Origin of the sequence: Bradyrhizobium sp. SZCCHNPS1003, assembly GCF_032381555.1 — a bacterium.
Classification (GTDB): domain Bacteria; phylum Pseudomonadota; class Alphaproteobacteria; order Rhizobiales; family Xanthobacteraceae; genus Bradyrhizobium.
The window spans coordinates 1-18,801 of sequence record NZ_JAUHIU010000029.1; the positions used below are offsets into that span (position 1 = coordinate 1).

The window sequence follows — 18,801 nt, forward strand, 5'->3', positions numbered from 1 at the left end:
GCTCTCCACCGAACCGGTCGAAAACTTTGAATCACATCCAGAAATCGCTTGGAATCGCTTTCGGGCATCCCGTAGCCGCAAGGGGGAGGGGAGCTCACCGTCTCGGGGCGAGAGATCCCGTCCCAACTACACCAATGGACCTGCCCTACCCCAGCTTCCACCCCGCCTCCTGCGCGAAGCGCTGGAAGAATTCCGGCTCGTAGGCCTGCTCCGGCGACTGGCGGACGCGCAGGTCCAGCAGCTTGGCGTCCTCGCCCACCAGAATCCGCCACTGCTCGGCCTTGACGCCGTCGAGGATGATCTTGGCGGCCTGCGCCGCCGTGGTCGGGGCGTCCTCGAGGAAGCTGCGGGCGCGCTCGCGGGCGGCAGCCTGGATGTCGGCGTCGCTCATGGCGGCGACGTCGATGCCCATGCCCTGCATGCGCTGGCGGGCCAGGATGATCTCGGTCTCGCTGAGCTCGTCGGACTCGGTGCCGCTCTGCACCTTGCGCGAGTTGGAGACGATCGAGGTGCCGATATGGCCGGGCATCACCACGGAGCATTTGATGTGCGGCGCGTTGAGGCGGAGGTCGTTGATCAGCGCTTCCGTAAAACCCTTCACCGCGAACTTCGCGGCGCTGTAGGCGGTGTGCGAGACGCCCATGCCGACCGAGGCCCAGAAGCCGTTGACGCTCGAGGTGTTGACGATATGCGCCTCGTCCGCCTTCAGCAGCATCGGCAGGAAGGTGCGGACGCCGAGATAGACGCCGCCCCAGCAGATGTTGAAGGTGCGCTCCCACTGCTCGCGGCTGTTGGTGAACAGGCTGCCGCCGCCGCCGATGCCGGCATTGTTGAACAGCAGATGGATCTTGTCGGTGGCCTGCTGCTCGGCGAGCTCGTCGCGAAAGCGTTGGAGCTGCGCTTCGATCGAGACGTCGGCGACATGGGTGGTGACGCGCAGGCCCTGCGGCAGCTTCTCGGCCTCGCACAGCCGCTTCGTTTCGGCCATCGCCTCGACCGAGACGTCGCACATCGCGACGTTGCAGCCCTCGGCCACGAGCTGGCGGGCAAGCTCGCGGCCCATGCCCGTGCCGCCTCCGGTGATCACGGCGATCCTGCCGGCGAAATCCTTCATCAGATGCTCTTCCTTCCCTGCTGCGGGCGCAGCCCTGCCGCCCGGCCACTTCCTCGTTCTCTTCGCGGAACGCGTCCCGAGCTTAGGTCGTTTCGCGGGCCTGACCAGAGGGGATGTCGGGGATTTGCGTTGCAGCGCATGCAACGAAGATTTCAGCTTGGGGTTGAACCTTTCCAAGGGGTGTCCGACTTATCCCACGGGGAGGCAGGCTCGAGGAGGTTCGCATGGCGTACCAACAGGGGCACTGGCAGGAGGAAGGCTGGTGCGACACGATGGTCGATCCCGCGGGATCGGACGACGGCGCCTATGTGACGGGCTGGACGATCAGCGGGCTCGCTGTGATCGGCACCATCGTCGCGGTCTGGCTGCTCGGGATCTGAGACCCCAGACAGTCTGCAGCAGATATGAAAAGGGCTCGCTCACCGGCGAACAGCCTGCGGAGGACGATTGCGCCACCGCTCCTCCTCACTGCGACATTCGTTCTGCCTCGCTTTGAGCTGGCGGCCGCCGCCGCGTCGCAGCCTCCGGCTCGCGGGCACGGTTGGCGCCGGTCCCACGCGGCCGAACTCATTGCATACAATTGAAGTCGATTGATTATTTTATAGGCTGAAACCGAGCAGGGAATTCGTCTGCCTAAGCTCCGATCATCTGCAAAATGGCGCCATTTCAACGACTTGGTGCGCCTGCCTGCCCGCGCGCCGCTGGCACAAAGCTTGCGATCACTCCCTTTCGAGGCTCCGCCGTGCCGGTGAAGCCGTGATGACAGCGCGGGCGGATCGACCCGCCGAGGGAGCTCACCAATGGACTTTGGCAGGATTTCACGACGGCATCTGTTGCAGGGTGGCGCGGCGCTGACGCTCGGCGCAGCCGCCGGCCTGCGGCCGGCCTTCGCGGCGGAGACGACGATCGGCTTCATCTATGTCGGCTCGCGCGACGACTACGGCTACAACCAGGCGCATGCGCAAGGTGCAGCGGCGCTGAAGAAGCTGCCTGGGCTGAAGGTCATCGAAGAGGAGAAGGTGCCGGAGACCGACGCGGTCGAGAAGACGATCGAGTCGATGATCAATCTCGACGGCGCCACGCTGCTGTTCCCGACGTCGTTCGGCTACTACAATCCGCACATGATCAAGATGGCCGCGAAGTATCCGAAGCTGCGCTTCGAGCACTGCGGCGGCCTGTGGAGCGAGAAGGACCCGAAGAACGCCGGCTCCTATTTCGGCTATATCGACGAGGCGCAATACATCGCCGGCATCGTCGCCGGTTATACGAGCAAGAGCGGCAAGCTCGGCTTCGTCGCGGCCAAGCCGATCCCGCAGGTCCTGCGCAACATCAACGCCTTCACGCTCGGCGCGCAGCTCGCGAACCCGAAGGCCACCACGCAGGTGATCTTCACCGGCGACTGGTCGATGCCGGTCAAGGAGGCCGAGGCGACCAACAGCCTGATCGACCAGGGCGTCGACGTGCTGACCTGCCATGTCGACGGCCCCAAGACGATGGTGGAGAACGCCGCGCGCCGCGGCGCCTTCGTCACCGGCTATCACGTCAACCAGTCGCCGCTGGCGCCCAAGGCGTATCTGACCGGCGCGGAATGGAATTGGGAGGCGCTGTATCCGAAATTCGTCAAGATGCTCCAGGCTGGCGAGAGCATCCCGAACTTCTATCGCGGCGGCCTCAAGGAAGAGGTCGTAAAGATCTCGCCCTATGGCGAAGCGGTGTCGGAAGCCGCCCGCAAGCACGCCGACGAGATCAAGGCGAAATTCCTTGGTGAGGGCTACACCATCTTCAAGGGCCCGATCAAGGACAACAAGGGCAACACCGTGATCACCGCCGGGACCGAGCGCGGCCAGAAGGATCCTGAGCTTGAGAAGATGGACTACCTGGTCGAGGGCGTGATCGGAGCCACGTCGTGACATCAGAGGCGGCCGATCCGGTTGATGCGGCCGCCATCGCGCCGGCCGCCGACGCAGGTTTCCTGCAACGTTACGGCGGGAGCATCGAGTACATATTGATCCCGGGCGCGGCGCTTGTCGCCGCGCTCATCGTGTTCGGCATCTTCGTCGCGCTGTTCGGCAAGAACCCGCTCGATCTCTACTGGTACATGTATTACGGCGCCTTCGGCACCTGGTTCTCCTGGCAGAACACGCTGACGCGGGCCGCTCCCTTGATCCTGACGGCGCTGTGCACCGCCCTGCCCGCGCAATTGGGCATGGTGATCATCGGCGGCGAAGGCGCGCTGCTGATCGGCGCGCTGTCGGCGACCTCGGCGGCCCTGGCGCTGCAGGGCCTGCCGCCGCTCGCGGTGCAGATCGCGATGGTGATCGCCGGCATGACCGGCGGCGGTTTGTGGATCCTGCTGTCCGGGGCCTTGCGGCAGTATCGCGGTGTCAACGAGACGATCTCGAGCCTGCTGCTGGTCTACATCGCGCTCGCGATCCTCAATCATCTCGTCGAAGGTGCGATGCGCGATCCGGCGAGCCTCAACAAGCCGTCGACGCGTGAGATCGGCGCGGCCAACATGATCGGCAGCATTCCCGGCACCGACGTGCATTGGGGCCTGGTGTTCGGCCTGATCACCGCCATCGCGGCCTATGTGCTGATCTACCACACCACCTTCGGCTTTGCCGCGCGCGTCGCCGGCGGCAACATCCGCGCCGCCAAGATCGTCGGTCTGTCGGTCGGCAAATTGATCCTCACCGTCTGCTTCCTCGCCGGCGCCTGCGCCGGGCTGGCCGGCATGGTCGAGGTCGCCGCCGTGCAGGGCCGCACCAACGCCAATCTCGCCGTCGGCTACGGCTTCACCGGCATCCTGGTCGCGTTCCTGGCGCGGCAGAATCCGCTCGCCATCATTCCGGTCGCGATCCTGCTCGGCGGCATCAATGCGTCGGGCGGCCTGCTGCAGCGCCGGCTCGGCCTGCCCGACGCCTCGGTGCTGGTGCTGCAGGGCATCATCTTCATCTCGGTGCTGGCAAGCGACGCGCTCTACGGCCGCATCGGTTTCCTCAAGGGAAAGTCCTGATCCATGGCTGACGGCAACATCGGACTCTGGACCGTGCCGCTCGCCGTGCTCGGCGGCGCCATCCGCGTCTCCACACCGTTCCTGTTCGTCAGTCTCGGCGAATGCATCACCGAGCGCTCGGGCCGCATCAATCTCGGCCTCGAAGGCACGCTGGTGATGGGGGCGATGAGCGCCTATGGCATCTCCTATCTCACGGGATCGCCGTGGGCAGGCGTGCTCGCCGCCGGCCTGACCGGCGCGCTGTTAGGAGCCCTGCATGCCGGCATCTGCTCGCTGCCCCGGGTCAACGACGTCGCAGTCGGAATTTCCCTGATGCTATTCGGCACCGGGCTCGCCTTCTTCCTCGGCAAGCCGCTGATCGAGCCGACAGCGGCAAGGTTGCCGGCGATCGATTTCGGCTGGTGGAGCGACGTGCCTCAAGTGCGTGCCGCGCTTCGCATCAACGTGCTGTTCCTGCTCGGCGTCATCCTGGCGCCGCTGCTGCTATGGGCGTTCAGGACCACGCGCTGGGGCCTGCTGATCCGCACCGCCGGCGAGAGCGCCGATGCAGCGCGCGCGATGGGCCACTCGGTGCTGATGATCCGGCTGCGCGCCACCATGGCCGGCGGCTTCCTCGCCGGCATCGGCGGCTCGTTCCTGTCGCTGTTCTATCCCGGCAGCTGGAATGAGGGCCTGTCGTCCGGCCAGGGCATCACCGCGGTGGCGCTGGTGATCTTCGCGCGCTGGGACCCGATGCTGTGCCTGTGGGCCTCGCTGGCGTTTGGCGGCGCCGCCGCACTCGGACCGGCGCTGCAATCGGTCGGCGTCACCTCCGGCTATCACCTGTTCAACGCCGCGCCCTACATCCTGACGCTACTGATCATGATCATCACCTGCTCGCCAAAGCGCACCCTCAGCGGCGCCCCGGCCGAATTGTCCATCACCCGCTAGTCCAGAGGCCCGCCATGACCGCGCGCACCATCCGCTCCGAGCCCTATGCCTGGCCCTACAACGGCGATCTCCGTCCAGAGAACACGGCACTGATCGTGATCGACATGCAGACCGATTTCTGCGGCGTCGGCGGCTATGTCGACAAGATGGGCTATGACCTCTCCTTGACCCGCGCCCCCATCGAGCCGATCAAGACGCTGCTGACGGTGATGCGTGCGCAGGGCTTCTGCATCATCCACACCCGGGAGGGCCACCGCACCGATCTCTCCGACCTGCCCGCCAACAAGCGCTGGCGCTCGCAGCAGATCGGCGCCGGCATTGGCGACCCCGGCCCCTGCGGCCGCATCCTGGTGCGCGGCGAGCCGGGCTGGGAGATCATTCCCGAGCTGGCGCCGCTGCCCGGCGAGATCGTGATCGACAAGCCCGGCAAGGGCTCGTTCTGCGCCACCGATCTGGAGCTGATCCTGCGCCTCAAGGGCATCCAGAACATCGTGCTGACCGGCATCACGACCGACGTCTGCGTCCACACCACGATGCGCGAGGCCAACGACCGCGGCTTCGAATGCGTGCTGCTGTCGGACTGCTGCGGCGCCACCGACAAGGGCAATCACGACCACGCGCTGAAGATGATCAAGATGCAGGGCGGCGTGTTCGGCGCAGTCGCGACATCGTCGGCGCTGATCGAGGCGCTGTCGTGATCGGCGACGATCCGACGCCTGCGGGGGCATTCGGGGTCGAAGCGATCGCGATGACGATGCGCTTCGGCGCGTTCACCGCGCTCGACAATGTCGAGCTGAAAGTGAAGCCCGGCTCGTTCCACGCGCTGCTCGGCGAGAACGGCGCCGGCAAGTCGACCTTGGTCAAATGCATCATGGGCTACTACCGCCCAACCGAGGGCGACGTGCTGATCGGTGAGCGCGAACGGGAGATCAACAATCCCAAGGACGCGCATGCGCTCGGCCTCGGCATGGTCTACCAGCACTTCACGCTGGTACCGGCGATGACGGTGGCCGAGAACCTGGTGCTGGCGCGTGACGACATACCGGCGGTGGTCAACTGGGCCAAGGAGAGGAAGGAGCTGGAGGCCTTCTTGGCGCGCATGCCGTTCCGCGTGCCGCTCGACGCCAAGGTGTCGGACATCTCCGCCGGCGAGCGGCAGAAATGCGAGATCCTCAAGCAGCTCTATCTCAAGCGGCGCTTCCTGATCCTGGACGAGCCGACCTCGGTGCTGACGCCGGGCGAGGCGGATGAAGTCCTGGGCATGCTGCGCAAGATGGTCGAGGCCGGCGAGCTGACCATTTTGATGATCACCCACACATTCCGCGAGGTGATGGCGTTCGCCGATGAGGTCACGATCCTCAGGCGCGGCAAGCTCGCCGGCCGCGGCAAGGTGTCGGAGCTGACACCGGACGACATGGCGCGGATGATGATCGGCGCCGAGCAGCTCACCGTACAGCCGGCGCGCTCCGGCGAGGCCGGCGTGGTCAGGCTCGAGGTCGACAAGCTGGTGGCACGCGACGATGCCGGCGGAGTGGCCGTGCATGATCTGTCGCTGACCGTGCGCGCCGGCGAGATCGTCGGCATCGCCGGCGTCTCCGGCAACGGCCAGCGCCAGCTGGTCGAGGTGCTTGCCGGCCAGCGTGAGGCCGAGAGCGGCGCTGTCCGTGTCTCCGGCCAATCCTATTCCGCGAGCCGCGAGGAGATGCGGCGCCACAAGATGTCGCTGCTGCCCGAGGAGCCGCTGAGGAACGCCTGCGTCGGCGGCATGAGCGTCGCCGACAACATCGCGCTGCGCGAGTTCGACCGCGCTCCGTTCGCCCGCGGCGGCTGGTGGCTGAACAAGTCCGCCTTCCGAAAGGACGCGACCGCCAAGATCAACCGCTACAAGATCAAGACCCGCACGCCGGATACGCCGATCTCGGCACTGTCGGGCGGCAACGTGCAGCGCGCCGTCCTGGCGCGCGAGCTCGGCCACGACGTCGAAGTACTGATCGCCGCCAATCCGTGCTTCGGCCTCGACTTCGCGGCGGTGGCGCAGATCCATGCCGAGATCATGGCCGCCCGCAACCGCGGCGCCGCGGTGCTGCTGGTCAGCGAGGATCTCGACGAGCTGCTCGAACTCTCCGACCGCCTGGTCGTGATTTTCCACGGCCAGCTCGTCTACGAGACCCGCGTCGGCGAAGCCGACCTGACCGAGATCGGCCGCCACATGGCGGGACATTGAGCCGCACGCGGATAAACGACCTCAACGTGTTGACGACTAATTCATCCCGCCGCGGTAACATGACCCTCGGCGGGTTTTTTTCGGCTTTTGATACGCCGCGCCTGTCGGCATTTTCGTTATTGTGTTTCAAACCCTTGGATGGCAGGTCGATCTCATGAAGACCTATTTCATCGGCGGCGGCATCGGCTCGCTCTCGGGCGCAGCATTCATGATCCGCGACGGCGGCATCCCCGGTCAGGACATCACCATTTTCGAGAAGCGCCTGCCCTATGGCGGCAGCCTCGACGGCACCAGGCTTGCCGACGGCTCCTACTCCATGCGCGGCGGACGCATGCTGACGACCGAACAATACGAATGCACCTGGGACCTGCTGTCGACGATTCCCAGCTACTCACGGCCCGAGGAGAACATCCTCGGCGAAACCGTCGCCTTCAACGAGCTCCACGTCACGCACGCGCAGGCGCGGCTGGTCGATGCCAACCGGCACAAGATCGACGTCTCCACCATGGGATTCTCGATGCAGGATCGCATCGAGCTGACGAGGCTCACGGAGACTTCCGAGGAGAAGCTCGGCAATTCGCTGATCTCGGACTGGCTGTCGCCGCCGTTCTTCACCACCAATTTCTGGTACATGTGGCAGACGACCTTCGCCTTCCAGACCTGGCACAGCGCCGTCGAGTTCAGGCGCTATCTGCGGCGCTTCATGAACGAATTCCCGATGATGAATACGCTCGGCGGCGTCAAGCGGACCGTCTACAACCAGTATGACTCGATCGTGCTGCCGCTGGTGCGCTGGCTCGAGGGTCGCGGCGTCAACTTCGTCGGCGGCGCCGACGTCGAGGACATCGAGATCGTCACCACGGACGGCCGCCACCGCGCGAGCCGGCTCGTGCTCAATCAGGACGGCGCACGCCGCAGCATCGATCTCGCGAGCGACGATCTCGTGTTCTACACCGCGGGCTCGATGACCGACGCGACCAGCCTCGGCAGCCATGACAGCGCGCCGAAGCCGCTTACCAAAGCCGACAGCCATGGCTGGACCTTGTGGGAGAAGCTCGCGGCCGGCCGGCCCGAGTTCGGCAATCCCGCCGTGTTCAACGCGTGCATTCCGGAGTCGAGCTTCGAATCCTTCACGGTGACCTGCCGCAATCCACGTTTCTTCGACGCGATGCAGGCCTTCAGCGGCAACGTCGCCGGCACCGGCGGGCTCGTGACCTTCACCGACTCGAACTGGCGCATGTCGATCGTGCTCTATACCCAGCCGTACTTTCCGAATCAGCCTGACGACATCCAGATCTTCTGGGGCTACGGCCTGTTTCCCGATCGCGTCGGCAATTTCGTGCCCAGGCCGATGTCCGAGTGCAGCGGCGCCGAGATCCTGAAAGAACTATGCGGGCACCTGCGCTTTCCGCTCTCGGTGTTCGCCGACGCGAGCTGCGTGCCGTGCTGGATGCCGTACATCATGAGCATGTTCATGCCGCGCAGCTATGGCGACCGGCCGCTGCCCGTGCCGCTCACCTCGCAGAATCTCGCCTTCATCGGCCAATATGTCGAGCTGCCCGAAGACGCCGTTTTCACGATCGAATATTCGGTGCGCGCGGCCATGCATGCGGTCTATCAGCTCTTGAAGATCGACCGTGCCATTCCGCCAGTCACGCCGTATGACAAATCGCTGAAGGTTTTGCTGCAATCGGTGGTGAAATCATTCGCCTGACCGCACGCGCGCGATCGTGATCTCCGCACGCGTCTGCAGTTGATCTGAATCAGTTCCGCCAGGGAATACAGCGGCTAAGCCCCGGATCGCAACAGACGATCCGGGTGAACCATCATGAAGGCGTATTTCATCGGCAGCGGCATCGGCGCATTGGCCGGCGCGGCATTCCTGATCCGTGACGGCGGCGTCGCGGGACACGACATCACCATCTACGAGAAACATCTGCCCTATGGCGGCAGTCTCGATGGCGCGCGGCTGCCCGACGGTTCCTATTCGCTGCGCGGCGGCCGCATGCTGACGACCGATCACTACGAATGCACCTGGGACCTGCTCTCCACCATCCCCAATGCCGGCGATCCCGGCCGCACCGTGCGCGACGAGACGCTCGCCTTCAACGAGGCCCATGTCGCGCATTCGCAGGCGCGCCTCGTCGATCGCAACCGGCACAAGGTCGACGTCTCCACCATGGGCTTTACGATGCAGGATCGGCTCGAGCTCGTCAGGCTGACCGAGGCCTCCGAGGACAAGCTCGGCAACTCCCGCATCACCGACTGGCTGTCGCCGCCGTTCTTCACCACGAATTTCTGGTTCATGTGGCAGACGACGTTCGCATTCCAGCCCTGGCACAGCGCGGTCGAGTTCAAGCGCTATCTGCATCGCTTCATGAACGAGTTTCCGCGCATCGAGACGCTGGCCGGCGTCAAGCGCACCGTGTTCAATCAGTACGACGCGATCGTGGTGCCGCTCGTCAAATGGCTGGAGGGCCATGACGTGAATTTCGCCGGCGGCGTCGATGTCACCGACATCGAGATCGCGACGGAAGCCGGCAAGCACGTCGTCAAGCGCTTGACCCTCGATCGCAACGGCAAGCCGGAGACGGTCGTGGTAGCAACCGACGATCTGGTCTTCCTGCAAAACGGCTCGATGACGGATGCGACCAGCCTGGGCACGCAGGATGCGCCGCCGCCGCGGCTCACCAAGCAGGACAGCCAGGGCTGGACGCTGTGGGAGAAGATCGCAAGGGGACGCCCGGAGTTCGGCAATCCCGCCGCGTTCAACTCATCGATCCCCGAATCCTGCTGGGAATCCTTCACCGTCACCTGCCGCAATCCGCGCTTCTTCGACGCGATGGAAGCGTTCACCGGCAATGTCGCCGGCACCGGCGGGCTCGTTACCTTCACCGAGTCCAACTGGCTGATGTCGCTCGTGCTGTATCACCAGCCGCATTTCGCCGGCCAGCCTGCGGACGTGCAGGTGTTCTGGGGCTACGCGCTGCATCCCGACCGCATCGGCAACTTCGTGCCGAAGGCGATGGCCGATTGCGGCGGCGCCGACATTCTCAAGGAACTGTGCGGCCATCTCAACTTCGACCTTTCGGTGTTCGACAACGCGACCTGCGTGCCATGCCGCCTGCCCTACATCACCAGCATGTTCATGCCGCGCAACACCAGCGACCGCCCGCTGCCGGTGCCGGCGAATTCGAAGAATCTCGCCTTCGTCAGCCAGTTCGTCGAGATTCCCGACGACGTCGTGTTCACGGTGGAATATTCGGTGCGCGCGGCGCAGATGGCGGTCTATCAGCTGCTCGGCATCACCCGGGCGATTCCGCCGATCACCCGCCACGACAAGTCATTCCGCGTGCTGATCGAGACGGTGGAAAAGGCCTTCGCATAGCGCTGTGGCCCTTCGCATCTGCAAAAACGCGCGCCCGGATCAGGCTCGATCCGGGCGCTTTCCATCTCGCGAGGCAGAGTGCGCCTCTATGCTTGCGTGAGCTATCAGTAGCCGAGCAGTGCGAGACCGACCCAGCTGACGGCAAACAGCGACACCACCGAGGTTGCAGCGGCGAAAACGGACAGCGAAACTTTCAAAGTCCTGAGGACCATACGCGCCTCCTTCAACGACAATGAACAGCACATCGAGGTGAACCCCGATGTCAGCCTGAAATTTCCTGAAACCCGACTCCGCGACGAGCCGAACACAGGATTGGTGCGCGCGTGCGCGCAAAGGTTCAATGTCAGGGTGTGTGCCCCGACTGAGCTGCTTGATCGTTAACGACATGGCCGGATCGCGGTTCCCCGACGAGAACTGGAACCGCTCCAAGGTCGGCCCGCTCCCCCGAGCTCTGCATCCGGGACTCGAGGGTTGAGATGGCTCTTGGCTACACGTTTTAGGAAGGGGCAGGCCGTCAGGGGCTATTTGAGCGGCAGGAACAGGTCCGCAGCCGTCTCGTGCTCGGGAACCTCCGGGAAGAAGTTCAGCCGCTGGCAATAGATCGGGAAGTCACGCGCCTCCTCGCCGCTGGCCGGAAGCCAGTCGCGATAGAGAAACAGCGCGGCCGGCTCCAGATTGTGGGTGTTGCCGACGACGCGCAGCACGGCGCAGCGTCCGCCGGGGATCTCGCCGATCCTGATTGTCGCGTCATCGGTCTCGACCGGCTGATCGGTCCCGACACAGAGATCCACGCTGTAATCGGCAGGCGACGCAGGGCGCCGCTCGGAGCGCCAGACCGTGAAGGTCGGATTGGTCCTGGGGTGCAGGCCGGCAGCCTTGCGCCAGGCGATGAAGCGCTGGATCGTGGCGCCGAGCGTCGCCGGGTCGCCGCGATGCTCCATGATCGCCACCGGCGTGGTCGGCACCTCGCGAATCGTCACGTCGTCAGGGGTATAGGTCGTCCGCATCAGCTTGCTCCTTGCTTCGTCGAAAGGCCCGAAGGCCGCAAGCCACGGCTCCCAGTCGGGAGATTTCCGGAACGATGACGGCGATTGCCCGAACCGTTGCCGAAAGGCGCGGGCGAAGGCGTCCGGTGCATCGTAGCCGGCATCCATCGCGACCTCCGTGACGGTTTGGGCATCGCTGTAGGCCAGCTGATAGGACGCCCGCTTCATGCGGGCGAGCTGGATGTAGCGATGCACGGACAGCCCGAACGTCGCCGTGAACTGCCGGTGGAAATGATATTTCGAGTAGGCCGCGATGCTGCTCAGCGCGTCCAGGTCCAGATCATCGTCCAGATGCCGGTCGATGTGATCCAGGACCCGCTGCATCCGGGCATGGTAGTTCTGCAGCGCCGCCTTCATCGTTCAGTACTCCGTGGCCGCAGCAGCTAAGCGCGCTCAACGCTGACGCGCTCGACCGATCTTGCGGCTTTGTCACGGGGGCAAAACCAGCACGAAGGATCGGGTCACCTCTTGTCGGCCTGGTCCTTTCTGCTCGCGCATATCTTCACGAAGACTGGATAAGCGGCGCCTGTTCCATGCTCATACAAATTGAAAATGTAGCGGCCCGGCTTGTCCGTGTAGATGATCCGATCATCCGCCTCGCGGTAGCCATCCTTGAGGAAACCATCAGGACCGTTCACCCAGACCTGCGCGCCACTATAGACAACCGCCTCCATCCCACCTTTCTCGTTCAATTGCTGCTCGACAATCCCGACGGTCAGAGCTTGGCCGCCGGCAAAGTTGCCGTAAAATCGCGTATCCAATCCTTGGTAGGACCAGCATTGTGAGCCTGGCTGCATATTGATTTGAACGTCGGCCTTCGCCGCCGACAGGAAGCCGACCAACACTGCACCGGCTGAGAGCAGTCTCGTCATCTTGCACATCTCGAAACGCGTTCTTTCTATCGCATATGCGCTGTCGCAAGTTCCGCGCTCGCATAGATGGCGCCGCGCTTGAGCTCCGGCGCGGCCGTCGCATTACGGATCGACCGCTGTCACGATCCAGAACGATGCCGGCACCACGACGCGCGGCCCCTTGGCGTAGCGCGCCAGCGCCTTCCTCACGGCAGCGATCGCGGCCTCCGTGGCCTCGGACGGCTGCCCGGCCACGGCGCGGCCGGCGGGCCCGATCGTGAGCGCCGTCTGCACCGCGCTGTCGAGGCCGGCGCCTGCGCCGAAGTCGAGCGCGATGTCGTGGCGTTCCAGCCGAATGCGCCGCAGCCCGGCATCGGTCATGACCTTCTCGATCCACTCGGCGGCTCCGAACGCGAAATCGTCCGGCGCGTGCGGCGGCAATCCCGGCAACTTCGGCACGTGGTCATAGGCCGCCTGCAGCGGCTCCAGCGCCCACGGGTTGTCGCGCAGCTCGCCCCAGCAGGCGAAGGCGACGCGCCCCTCCGAGTGCAGCGCATTGCGGATGTTGAGCACGGCGCGCACCGGATTGGCGAAGTACATGACGCCGAGGCGCGAGATCATGAGATCGGCGCTCGCGGCCTTGAAGTGATGCACCATGGCGTCGCCCTGCACGAAGCTCACCGGCGCATCGGCGGGGGCGAACTCGTGGGCCGCGGTCAGCATGGCTGCGGACACGTCGAGGCCAAGCACGCTGCCGCCGGGGCCGACCTTCTCGGCCGCCGCGATCAAGGTCGCCCCGCAACCGCAGCCGATGTCGAGCACCCGCTCGCCCGCCTGGATCGCCGCACGCTCCAGCAGCGCCTCCTGCACCGGCGCCAGTAGCGCATCGATCTCGGCGCGGCGCGCGACCCAGCGCCCGCCGCCCGCACCGTTCCAGAAGGCGATCTGCTCGGCGTTCTCGAAATGCCCAAAGGAGATGTCGGCGACGGCGGCGTCCATGACGGAAGTCTCGGCAACAAAGTTCACAAATGAAACGAGCCGGATCGAACAGCGTCCAGCGGCCCAATTCGGGAGTTTAGGGGGCGGTCTGCGGCTTGAAAAGCCAGTCTCACGGACGAAGCGGCCGCGGCAGGGCCACGCTGAAACGCATCGGCCGATGTCAAATGTGGCGATTCGAGAAAATGGTCGGAGCGGCGGGATTCGAACCCACGACCCCTAGTCCCCCAGACTAGTGCGCTAACCGGGCTGCGCCACGCTCCGATGGCCGATCGTGTAGCCGTGATCGGGATGGGATGCAAGGCACGGCGGACGGGTTTCGTTGGCGCGCTGGATAGAGCGGAGGTCGGGGACCCCCACCCCCAACCCCTCCCCACAAGGGGGAGGGGAGCGCAGCCGACTCGTGGCGCCGCTGCGGCTCCGAACTGGCAAATGGCTTGGCGCCGTCGGCTCATCCTGTGTTTAGGGCAGCAGGCGCCCCTCACACCTCTTTCATGGCGCGATCGAGCAGCGCGCGGCAGTCGAGCAGCTCCTTGAGCACGCCCTGGAGCTTGTCGCGCTCCTCCGGCTTCATGCCGGCGCGGGCGGGCGGGCCGACCCGGAAGGTGTCGAGGATGTCGTCCTCGGTATCGACGAAGCGGAAGTCGATACCCTCCTCGTCGGAGGCCTCCTCCTCGTCCTCCGATTCGACCTCGGCCTCGCCGATCGGCTCCTCCTCCATGAGGGCCTGGCCGAGCGTCTCCTCCATCGCCCCGAACGAGACCGCGGCAGAGCTGTCGGCCAGTCCCTGGACCGACTTGACGCCGTGCTCCTTCAGGATCCGCTGCACCCCCTTGATGGTGTAGCCTTCGCCATAGAGCAGGCGCCGGATGCCCTTGAGCAGGTCGACGTCGTCGGGCCGGTAATAGCGCCGGCCCCCGCTCCGCTTCATCGGCTTGATCTGGGCGAACCGGGTCTCCCAAAACCGCAGCACGTGCTGCGGAATGTCGAGCTCCTGCGCGACCTCGCTGATCGTCCGAAACGCATCCGGCGCCTTGTCCAAATGCCCGTTCCCCTTCGATCGTGCTGACAAGAAAGTGGCAGACTACGCTGAATAGATTGGACGAACTGTACGCGGAACGAACGATACGCGTTTGTCACGGCCCTGCCGACAATGCGGCGGGGCGACGGCCCCGGCCCTATTCCGGCTCGGCGCCGAACTCGGCGCTGGCCTCGCCGTTCATCTTGCCGCTGCCCTGTTGGCCGTTGATGCGCTGCTTCAGGATCGCGGACGGCTTGAACACCATGACTCGCCGCGGCGAGATCGGCACTTCCGTGCCGGTCTTGGGGTTTCGTCCGATGCGCTGCCCCTTCTTGCGCACCATGAACGACCCGAAGGACGATAGCTTGACCGTCTCGCCGCGCTCAAGGCAGTCGGTGATCTCTTTCAAGACCAGCTCGACGAATGCAGACGACTCCGTCCGCGACAGCCCCACCTTCTGGTAGACTGCCTCGCAGAGATCGACGCGTGTGACTGTTTTTCCGGTTCCCGCCATCGCCTGCCCCAAACTCACGGCGAATAATTCGCTCCGGAAATTAAGAGGTTAAGCGGCGGTGGTCAACAGCAGCGTGAATAGAAGTACAGGCCGTAGTGCCGATCTCTGGGCGTAATCCCGCCGCACGGCAGGCTCACCAGCGCACCAGGGCCGAGCCCCAGGTGAAGCCGCCGCCCATCGCCTCCAGCAAAACCACGTCGCCCTTCTTGATGCGGCCGTCCTTGACGGCCACGTCCAGCGCCAGCGGGATCGAGGCAGCGGAGGTATTTCCATGCAGATCGACCGTCAAGACCACCTTCTCCGGCGCGATGTGCAGCTTGTGCGCCGAAGCGTCGATGATTCGCTTGTTGGCCTGGTGCGGCACGAACCAGTCGATGGTCTCGGCCGACAGGCCGGTGGCATCGAAGGCGTCGACGATCACGTCGGTGATCATGCCGACCGCGTGCTTGAACACCTCGCGGCCCTCCATCCGCAGATGCCCGACGGTCTGGGTCGAGGACGGACCGCCGTCGACATAGAGCTTGGCCTTGTGGCGACCGTCGGAGCGCAGATGCGTGGTCAATACGCCGCGATCGGCCGACGTGCCGCCCTGCTCCTGGGCGTCCAGGATCAACGCGCCCGCGCCGTCACCGAACAGCACGCAGGTGGTGCGGTCGTTCCAGTCGAGGATGCGCGAGAAGGTCTCGGCGCCGATCACGAGCGCACGCTTGAACGAGCGGCTGCGGAGGAAATTGTCGGCGGTGGCGAGCGCAAAGACGAAGCCCGAGCAGACCGCCTGCAGGTCGAACGCCGCGCCATGGTGGATGCCGAGTTCGTTCTGGACCGCGACCGCGGTCGCCGGAAAGGTGTTGTCCGGCGTCGAGGTGCCGAGCACGATCAGGTCGATCGACTGCGGATCGACGTCGGCCGCCGCAAGGGCGGCCCGGGCCGCGTTGATCGCCAGATGTGAGGTGAACTCGCCGTCGGCTGCGACATGGCGCTCACGGATGCCGGTGCGCTGGACGATCCACTCGTCCGAGGTCTCGATGCGGCTTGCCAGCTCGGCATTGGTCACGACCCGCTGCGGGAGGTAGGAGCCACAGCCGAGCACGACCGAACGAATTGTCACGAGACAGCCTCCTGGGCGACGGGTTCGGACGCCGGCGCGCCTCCGTCGGGATTGAGTGTTTGATTGATCTTGGTCAGGAGATCGTAGCGGGCCATCTCATAGCCAACCCTGACCGCCGAGGCAAAGCCCTCGGCATCGGTTCCGCCGTGGCTCTTGACCACCATGCCCTTGAGGCCGAGCACCACGCTGCCGTTGGATTTGCGCGGGTCGAGCCGGGCCCGCAAAGCGGCAAAGGCGCCGCGGGCCAACAGATAGCCGATCCGGGCAAGCCAGCTCGCCTGGATCGCGCCGCGCAGGAAATCCGTGACCTGGCGGACGGTGCCCTCGGCCGTCTTCAAAGCGATGTTGCCGCTGAAGCCCTCGGTCACGACCACGTCGGCCGCACCCTTGCCAATGCCGTCGCCCTCGACGAAGCCGATATAGTCGAGCTGCGGCAGGTTCATCGCGCGCAGCTGCTCGGCCGCCTCGCGGATCTCCTCATGGCCCTTGATCTCCTCGACGCCGATGTTGAGAAGGCCGACGGTCGGCCGCGGCTTGTTGAACAGCACGCTCGCCAGCGCGCCGCCCATCACGGCCAGCGCGACGAGATGGTGGGCATCGCCGCCGATCGTCGCACCGAGGTCGAGCACGACCGATTCGCCGCGCGCGGTCGGCCAGATCGCGGCCAGAGCCGGCCGGTCGATCCCGTCCAGCGTGCGCAGGCAGAAGCGCGCCATCGCCACCAGCGCGCCGGTGTTGCCGGCGGATACGGCGACGTCGGCCTCCCCCTTCTTGACTGCCTCGAGCGCGAGCCACATCGACGAGGTCTTTCGGCCGCGCCGGAGCGCCTGGCTCGGCTTGTCCTCCATGCTGACGGCGACGTCGGTGTGGATGACCCGCGAGACGGCCTTCAGCCGCGGATGCCGGTCGAGTTCGGGTACGATCTTGGCGCTATCGCCGAACAGCAGAAACTCCGCATCCGGATGGCGGCTCAGTGCGATCGCAGCACCGGGAATGACGATGGCCGCGCCGAAATCCCCGCCCATGGCGTCCAGCGCGATTCGAACCTTTTGAGGCATGACGTCCCGGAAACCTGATCTCGAGCTTTGTCTCGTCTTGGCCGTGACTTGGTTGGCCGTGTTTGGCGGTCGTTCAGAGGCATTGCGCGGCCGATGGACCGGCCAGAGGCCGTCCGGGCCTTTTCGTCGCACCCCGACCCGGGCGCGACAATAGCGTCTCTCCGTGTCGAAACAACCTCCCGGGGGCAATGCAATTTGCAACCGCCACGCGGTCCGGGGCCAGCACGGACCCGTCTTTGCCATCGAAATCAGCAGCTTGAGAGGATTTCGAGAGGCTTTGTGACAGGATCGACCGCTTCCGGCCTGCACAACGGCGCGTCAATCCTCACCCGTTTTCTTCGCTTTGACGGCGCCCGGGGCGGCGGCATCTGCCGATTTCAGCGCCTTCAGCGCCGCGAAGGGATGGTCCTCCGGCTCGGCGGCTGCCGCCGTCGGCTGCTCGAACACGGCACCCGGCTTGCGCGGATAGGGATCGATCCCCAGGAACAGCGCGTCGGCGGCAAGCCGGCCGAGGTCGATCTGCCCGCCAATGATCGGCTCCGGCGGATCAGCCGTCTCCACCTCGCTGTTGGGATCGTCCTCGACCAGATCGGCAAGCTCGGGAATCTGCTCCGGCGGGGCGAACATCTGGTCGATCGGCTCGTCGATCTCGATCTCGATCGGATCGAGCGTGACGACGCAGGTCTGACCGATCCGGGCCCGCACCCGGCCCTCGACATGCACCTTGCCGTCGCGCTTCTGGACGACGTCGAACGAGGCATGGGCCGAGATGACCTCGCGCAGCTCGGCAAGCGCGGCGAGCGCGCGGCGCGTGGCTTCGTCGGCCTCGATCTCGCGATGCAGGCCGGCCTCCGGAATCTGCGCCACGATCACCGGCGGCGCCCGCCAGGGATCCTTCGCCGGATCTCGCCCCGTCTGTCGCGATGTGTCTGTGTCTCTGCTCATCTCGCTAGTCCTGCTGCACCGGCTGCGGGAAGCTCCAGCCGGCGCCGAGCAGCCTGTTGTCGTCGAGAGCGGCGAGGTGCGCGGCCACCCGCGCCGCATAGGCGGCAAGTCCGGCTGCGCTGTCCGGATGCTCCCCGTTCAAGATATTCTTCTGCAGCGCCTCCGCCAGCCGGGCCTCGCTCTCGGACCAGGCGAGGTCATAGGCGGCGGTGCGGCCATAGAATGCCTCGCCGAACTTCTGCATCCGCTTCGGCACGGTGAGATCCCCCACCCCCATCTCGCGCAGATTGTCGTCCATGTCGTCGCAGAAGCGGTCGAATAGCGCCTGCGATAGCTCCGACCCCACCCCGCGCAGCCGCCGCAGCACCAGCCAGAGGTGCAGAATCAGCAGATCGAGCCGTCCCTCGACCGTGTCGGGGACATTCAAGTGTCTATAAAACAACGGGTCTCGGGTTTGTGCCACGATCGTGCCATAGATCGGCTCGATGGTCCCGCGCGGGGACGGTCGGGATTTGCTGAGAAGGTTGAATGGCCAGAGCATGACGGTTCCGCGGTCGAGTTTCCCTGACCCTGTTCGGGGGCATGTTGCA

18 protein-coding genes and 1 tRNA gene are annotated in these 18,801 nt (G+C 65.3%); 8 read left to right on the top strand and 11 right to left on the bottom strand.

What is annotated here, in order from left to right:
- Positions 1-145: 145 nt before the first annotated feature.
- Positions 146-1,114 (bottom strand): SDR family NAD(P)-dependent oxidoreductase, encoded by a 969-nt coding sequence (locus tag QX126_RS31525; protein WP_315774235.1) that lies wholly within the window; start codon positions 1,112-1,114, stop codon positions 146-148.
- Between the two features lie 224 nt (positions 1,115-1,338).
- Here QX126_RS31525 and QX126_RS31530 point away from each other — a divergent pair, with 224 nt between their 5' ends.
- The 8 genes from QX126_RS31530 (at position 1,339) to QX126_RS31565 (ending at position 10,672) form a co-directional block, all read left to right on the top strand.
- Positions 1,339-1,494 carry a hypothetical protein gene (locus tag QX126_RS31530; protein WP_315786289.1) on the top strand — a complete coding sequence of 52 codons (156 nt, stop codon included), beginning with the start codon at positions 1,339-1,341 and terminating at the stop codon, positions 1,492-1,494.
- Between the two features lie 420 nt (positions 1,495-1,914).
- Entirely contained in the window at positions 1,915-3,024 is a 1,110-nt protein-coding gene (locus QX126_RS31535) for a BMP family ABC transporter substrate-binding protein (protein ID WP_315758551.1), read from the top strand.
- Positions 3,021-4,130 (top strand): ABC transporter permease, encoded by a 1,110-nt coding sequence (locus QX126_RS31540; protein ID WP_315786291.1) that lies wholly within the window; start codon positions 3,021-3,023, stop codon positions 4,128-4,130. Before QX126_RS31535 ends, QX126_RS31540 begins: the two co-directional genes overlap by 4 nt.
- A gap of 3 nt (positions 4,131-4,133) precedes the next feature.
- Positions 4,134-5,060 carry an ABC transporter permease gene (locus tag QX126_RS31545; RefSeq protein ID WP_315786292.1) on the top strand — a complete coding sequence of 309 codons (927 nt, stop codon included), beginning with the start codon at positions 4,134-4,136 and terminating at the stop codon, positions 5,058-5,060.
- Positions 5,061-5,074: 14 nt separating this feature from the next.
- On the top strand, positions 5,075-5,758 hold the full coding sequence (locus tag QX126_RS31550) for an isochorismatase family cysteine hydrolase (RefSeq protein ID WP_315740203.1): 684 nt from the start codon (positions 5,075-5,077) through the stop codon (positions 5,756-5,758).
- Between the two features lie 50 nt (positions 5,759-5,808).
- The gene (locus QX126_RS31555; RefSeq protein ID WP_315786337.1) at positions 5,809-7,284 is read left to right on the top strand and encodes an ABC transporter ATP-binding protein; all 1,476 of its coding nucleotides are present in this window, start codon (positions 5,809-5,811) and stop codon (positions 7,282-7,284) included.
- A gap of 154 nt (positions 7,285-7,438) precedes the next feature.
- Positions 7,439-8,998 (top strand): oleate hydratase, encoded by a 1,560-nt coding sequence (locus QX126_RS31560; RefSeq protein WP_315786294.1) that lies wholly within the window; start codon positions 7,439-7,441, stop codon positions 8,996-8,998.
- Between the two features lie 114 nt (positions 8,999-9,112).
- On the top strand, positions 9,113-10,672 hold the full coding sequence (locus QX126_RS31565; protein WP_315786296.1) for an oleate hydratase: 1,560 nt from the start codon (positions 9,113-9,115) through the stop codon (positions 10,670-10,672).
- Between the two features lie 521 nt (positions 10,673-11,193).
- Here the strand turns inward: QX126_RS31565 and QX126_RS31570 are convergent.
- The 10 genes from QX126_RS31570 to QX126_RS31615 form a co-directional block, all read right to left on the bottom strand.
- Positions 11,194-12,075, bottom strand: a complete 882-nt coding sequence (locus QX126_RS31570; RefSeq protein WP_315786298.1) for an AraC family transcriptional regulator — start codon at positions 12,073-12,075, stop codon at positions 11,194-11,196.
- A 104-nt stretch (positions 12,076-12,179) separates the two neighbouring features.
- The gene (locus QX126_RS31575; RefSeq protein ID WP_315786299.1) at positions 12,180-12,590 is read right to left on the bottom strand and encodes a hypothetical protein; all 411 of its coding nucleotides are present in this window, start codon (positions 12,588-12,590) and stop codon (positions 12,180-12,182) included.
- 102 nt (positions 12,591-12,692) lie between these two features.
- The gene (locus QX126_RS31580; RefSeq protein ID WP_315786301.1) at positions 12,693-13,568 is read right to left on the bottom strand and encodes a class I SAM-dependent methyltransferase; all 876 of its coding nucleotides are present in this window, start codon (positions 13,566-13,568) and stop codon (positions 12,693-12,695) included.
- Between the two features lie 183 nt (positions 13,569-13,751).
- Positions 13,752-13,829 (bottom strand) — tRNA-Pro (locus QX126_RS31585).
- A 217-nt stretch (positions 13,830-14,046) separates the two neighbouring features.
- The gene (locus QX126_RS31590; RefSeq protein WP_315786302.1) at positions 14,047-14,607 is read right to left on the bottom strand and encodes a MerR family transcriptional regulator; all 561 of its coding nucleotides are present in this window, start codon (positions 14,605-14,607) and stop codon (positions 14,047-14,049) included.
- A 136-nt stretch (positions 14,608-14,743) separates the two neighbouring features.
- A complete protein-coding gene (locus QX126_RS31595) occupies positions 14,744-15,100 on the bottom strand; it encodes an integration host factor subunit alpha (RefSeq protein ID WP_315758632.1) in 357 nt (118 codons plus the stop codon).
- Between the two features lie 133 nt (positions 15,101-15,233).
- A complete protein-coding gene (locus tag QX126_RS31600) occupies positions 15,234-16,208 on the bottom strand; it encodes a beta-ketoacyl-ACP synthase III (protein WP_315786303.1) in 975 nt (324 codons plus the stop codon).
- Complete coding sequence (gene plsX, locus QX126_RS31605; protein WP_315775148.1) at positions 16,205-17,266, bottom strand: phosphate acyltransferase PlsX; 1,062 nt, start codon at positions 17,264-17,266, stop codon at positions 16,205-16,207. Before plsX ends, QX126_RS31600 begins: the two co-directional genes overlap by 4 nt.
- A 318-nt stretch (positions 17,267-17,584) precedes the next feature.
- Positions 17,585-18,211: a DUF177 domain-containing protein gene (locus QX126_RS31610; protein ID WP_315786305.1), complete on the bottom strand. Its 627-nt coding sequence runs from the start codon at positions 18,209-18,211 to the stop codon at positions 17,585-17,587.
- A 4-nt stretch (positions 18,212-18,215) separates the two neighbouring features.
- Complete coding sequence (locus QX126_RS31615) at positions 18,216-18,752, bottom strand: ubiquinol-cytochrome C chaperone family protein (protein WP_315740215.1); 537 nt, start codon at positions 18,750-18,752, stop codon at positions 18,216-18,218.
- Between the last annotated feature and the right edge of the window lie 49 nt (positions 18,753-18,801).

Bases quoted from the DNA above. Each gene is read 5' to 3' on its own strand.
- QX126_RS31560 (WP_315786294.1), top strand. From the start codon at position 7,439: ATGAAGACCTATTTCATCGGCGGCGGCATCGGCTCGCTCTCGGGCGCA.
- QX126_RS31550 (WP_315740203.1), top strand. From the start codon at position 5,075: ATGACCGCGCGCACCATCCGCTCCGAGCCCTATGCCTGGCCCTACAAC.
- QX126_RS31595 (WP_315758632.1), bottom strand. From the start codon at position 15,100: ATGGCGGGAACCGGAAAAACAGTCACACGCGTCGATCTCTGCGAGGCA.
- QX126_RS31610 (WP_315786305.1), bottom strand. From the start codon at position 18,211: ATGAGCAGAGACACAGACACATCGCGACAGACGGGGCGAGATCCGGCG.
- QX126_RS31555 (WP_315786337.1), top strand. From the start codon at position 5,809: ATGACGATGCGCTTCGGCGCGTTCACCGCGCTCGACAATGTCGAGCTG.
- QX126_RS31525 (WP_315774235.1), bottom strand. From the start codon at position 1,114: ATGAAGGATTTCGCCGGCAGGATCGCCGTGATCACCGGAGGCGGCACG.
- QX126_RS31580 (WP_315786301.1), bottom strand. From the start codon at position 13,568: ATGGACGCCGCCGTCGCCGACATCTCCTTTGGGCATTTCGAGAACGCC.
- QX126_RS31530 (WP_315786289.1), top strand. From the start codon at position 1,339: ATGGCGTACCAACAGGGGCACTGGCAGGAGGAAGGCTGGTGCGACACG.
- QX126_RS31565 (WP_315786296.1), top strand. From the start codon at position 9,113: ATGAAGGCGTATTTCATCGGCAGCGGCATCGGCGCATTGGCCGGCGCG.
- QX126_RS31615 (WP_315740215.1), bottom strand. From the start codon at position 18,752: ATGCTCTGGCCATTCAACCTTCTCAGCAAATCCCGACCGTCCCCGCGC.
- QX126_RS31575 (WP_315786299.1), bottom strand. From the start codon at position 12,590: ATGACGAGACTGCTCTCAGCCGGTGCAGTGTTGGTCGGCTTCCTGTCG.
- QX126_RS31545 (WP_315786292.1), top strand. From the start codon at position 4,134: ATGGCTGACGGCAACATCGGACTCTGGACCGTGCCGCTCGCCGTGCTC.
- QX126_RS31570 (WP_315786298.1), bottom strand. From the start codon at position 12,075: ATGAAGGCGGCGCTGCAGAACTACCATGCCCGGATGCAGCGGGTCCTG.
- QX126_RS31535 (WP_315758551.1), top strand. From the start codon at position 1,915: ATGGACTTTGGCAGGATTTCACGACGGCATCTGTTGCAGGGTGGCGCG.
- plsX (WP_315775148.1), bottom strand. From the start codon at position 17,266: ATGCCTCAAAAGGTTCGAATCGCGCTGGACGCCATGGGCGGGGATTTC.